The organism is Arthrobacter sp. efr-133-R2A-120 (genome assembly GCF_030209835.1).
Taxonomy (GTDB): domain Bacteria; phylum Actinomycetota; class Actinomycetes; order Actinomycetales; family Micrococcaceae; genus Arthrobacter.
The window spans coordinates 1-3,159 of the sequence record NZ_JARVRF010000025.1; the positions used below are offsets into that span (position 1 = coordinate 1).

Sequence of the window (3,159 nt, forward strand, 5' to 3'; positions counted from 1 at the left end):
AATCAGTTAACCGGCCTTCGATGACCGGACACGCCACGAATTTCCAGAAGCCTCGGATGCCGTCGTGCGGGTAGGAGACTGGAAACAGTCCTGCCCGGAGGAGGACGAATGGGACTACAGGTTGCCACGTCAGAGGACGGGCACATTCTCACAGGCGCCGCTGACGCCACCGGGGAATTGGTCAACGGATTCCTGGCCCATCTGACGACAAGGAATTTCTCGCCCGCAACGCGCCGGGCGTATGCGTTCGACCTGTTGAACTTCCTGCGTTTTCTCATGGAGCGACGGCTCGGACTGGCAGATGTCGCCCCGACTGATCTGTTCGATTACCTCGATTGGCAGCAGCAGCCGCAGAAGAATTCCGGCGGCACGGTTGTCCGGCTCACTTCACGCACGGGCGCGGCACCGGCGACGATGAACCGGCGGATTGCCGCAGTTCGGAGCCTGTACGACTACGCCGTGATAGCCGGTGCCGTGAACGAGAACCCGGTCCCCGCGGCGCGGCGTTCTTCCGGTTTCCGGGCCATGCGGCGCGGGCTACTCGGGCATCTAGGCAAGGGCCGTGAGCGGGGCGGGGGCAAGCTGGTGCGTGAAGCGAAGAGGCTTCCCTTTGCCCTGGATCCTGCGCAGGTCGCCGTTTTCATCGCCGATCTGCTGACCGCCCGCGATCGTTCGATGGCACTGTTGATGCTGCTGGGCGGACTGCGCGCGTCAGAGGTACGACTGCTGCCGCTGGCCAACGTTGATTTTGGTCTGCGCAGGGTCAGGGTTAAGGGCAAGGGAGGAAAGGAACGTGTCGTGCCGGTCGACCCGTCATTCTTCACCGAACTGGCCTCCTACCTGCGCACCGAGCGCCCGGCCGGCTGCACTGCCCGGGAATGCTTCGTGGTGTTGCGCGGACCGACCACCGGCCGTGCCCTGACCGAAGCCGGTCTACGGCGGATCTTCCGCACCCACCGGCTGCGGGCAGGCACCCCGCTGGTGCGTCCGCATCGGCTGCGCCATACCTATGGAACGGAACTCGCCGCTGCCGGAATCGACCTGCTGGTGCTGCGCGACCTCATGGGCCACGCCAGCCCGGAGACGACCGCCGGCTATGTCCATCTGTCGGCAACAACGCTGGCCGAGGAGTACGCGGCTGCCAGATCACGATTGGAGTCATGATGTCTACTGTCACGAAACCCCTCCTCCGGCCGGCGCCCGGTGATACAGATCTGTGCGAGGACTACTTCGGGTTCGTCGCGGAACTTTCCTGCGGTCCGCAGGCAAAATACCTGCGCCGCCGGCATGCGGCCGCCTTTCTGAACAATTACCCGAATCCCATGGAGTGGATGCGTCGTCCCGTCGCCGAACGCCTGCTACAGATCAAACGCCTCGACGCCTGGCCCTTCCTGTCCTGGTGCTTTGCCACCGGCCGGCTTGTCCCCGATCTGGAACTGCTCACACTCAAAGGCAAGGGCACTCATTTCTCGCTCTGGTCCCGGCTGCATCCAGACGACGACACCGCGGTTAGCCGGGCGGCCACGACGTTCGACTGGAGCGCGGAATGGGAACAACGCGTCATCGGCAACGCGTTTCCGCTGCTTTGCATGACCCGCGGCGTCGACCTGCAATCCATGACGGAGGCCGATCTGGATGCAGTGGAGCAGGCTATCTCGGCATCGACGCTGCTGGCGCCGCGCACGCGGCGAGTCCTTGGCGGTCAGCACCGCTGCCTGCGAAAGCTCTGCTATCAGCTAGGAGTCACGGACATTCCGCCCGTTCACCCCAACCGCCGAGAACGGACGCCGGCGCAACGGGCTGAGACGGTGCCGCAACCACTGATCCGCCCCGTCATCGCCCGCTACCTCACGACCATCGCCGCGACACTGCGCCCTGCCACTGTTACCTCCCGGGCCGAACACCTGACCCTGCTGACAGTCTGGCTTTCCGGGAAACACCCCGAATGCCGCGAACTGACGGGCCTCACCCGGGCGCACCTCGAAGAATTCCTGGCCTGGGATGCAACCCGGCTTTCCCAAGGACGGCGGGGACGCGGGGAACGGATCTCGGTCACCCACCATATGCACGCCGTGATCAACCTGCGCAGCTTCTTCGATGACCTCACCGCCTGGGGATGGGCCGACCGGCCAGCCGAGACCGTTGTCCACCGCGCGGACATCCCGCGGCCGCCAGCGCCGTTGCCCAGGGCGCTGGCCCCACAAACAGACAGCGCCCTGATGAAAGCCGTCGCGAAGCTCCCCGACACCGCCGCCCGGGCCGGGATCACACTGCTGCGAGGCGGCGGCCTGCGGCTCGGGGAACTGCTTGATCTCGAGCTCGACTGTCTCTGGGACCTGCCCGGTCACGGCACCTGGCTCAAGGTCCCGCTGGGCAAGCTGAACACCGAGCGCGTGGTCCCTCTCGATGACGCGACCCTGGCGGCCCTGGACCAATGGATGGGCGAGCGGGGCTCCCAGCGGGCACTGCCCCATCCGCGCACCGGCCGCCCAGCAGACTTCCTGTTCACCCTGCGCGGCAGCCGAATCGGAGCAACCCGGATCCGCCGCGGCCTTGACGACGCGGTGCGGGCTGCCGGACTCGTCCGCCCCGGCGGAACACCCGAACACGTCACCCCGCACCAGCTCCGCCACACCTATGCCACCGAACTGGTCAACGCCGGAATGACCCTACAGGCCCTCATGGCGCTGCTGGGCCACGTCACCCCAGAGATGACAACCCGCTACGCCCACCTCGCCGACACCACCGTCCGGGCCTCATACGACTCGGCGATGGCCAGGATCCGCGAAAGCCGGCAACTTCCCCTGGTGGTCAGCGACCGGCCGGTCGTGCCCGAACGCATCGAATGGCTCCACAGCGAAATGCTCAAGACCCGCGTCGCCCACGGGTACTGCTCGCGCCACCTCGCTGCCGAAGCCTGCCCCTACGCCAACATCTGCGAACAATGCGACAACTACACCACCAGCACCGAATTCCTTCCCCAGATCGAGGCGCAAATACACGATGAAACCGAACTCAGAGAAGACGCGCTCGAGCGCGGTTGGGACAGCGAAGTGGCCAGACACGCCCGCGTCATCACCAGCCTCCAGAAACACCTGGACCGGCTAAAGGCCTGACAGCAATAAACCCAAGCTTGACCCAGACGCGAAGGCCGGTTAA

At 65.6% G+C, this 3,159-nt stretch carries 2 protein-coding genes; both read left to right on the forward strand.

Features of this window, described 5'->3' with window-relative positions; genetic code table 11:
* Window positions 1–108 precede the first annotated feature (108 nt).
* The gene (locus tag QRN52_RS13505) at window positions 109–1,164 is read left to right on the forward strand and encodes a tyrosine-type recombinase/integrase (RefSeq protein WP_284753273.1); all 1,056 of its coding nucleotides are present in this window, start codon (window positions 109–111) and stop codon (window positions 1,162–1,164) included.
* Window positions 1,161–3,116, forward strand: a complete 1,956-nt coding sequence (locus QRN52_RS13510; protein WP_284753275.1) for a tyrosine-type recombinase/integrase — start codon at window positions 1,161–1,163, stop codon at window positions 3,114–3,116. Before QRN52_RS13505 ends, QRN52_RS13510 begins: the two co-directional genes overlap by 4 nt.
* Window positions 3,117–3,159: the final 43 nt, after the last annotated feature.

Excerpts from the sequence above, each read along its gene's own strand:
- QRN52_RS13510 (WP_284753275.1), top strand. The coding sequence starts at position 1,161 with ATGATGTCTACTGTCACGAAACCCCTCCTCCGGCCGGCGCCCGGTGAT.
- QRN52_RS13505 (WP_284753273.1), top strand. The coding sequence starts at position 109 with ATGGGACTACAGGTTGCCACGTCAGAGGACGGGCACATTCTCACAGGC.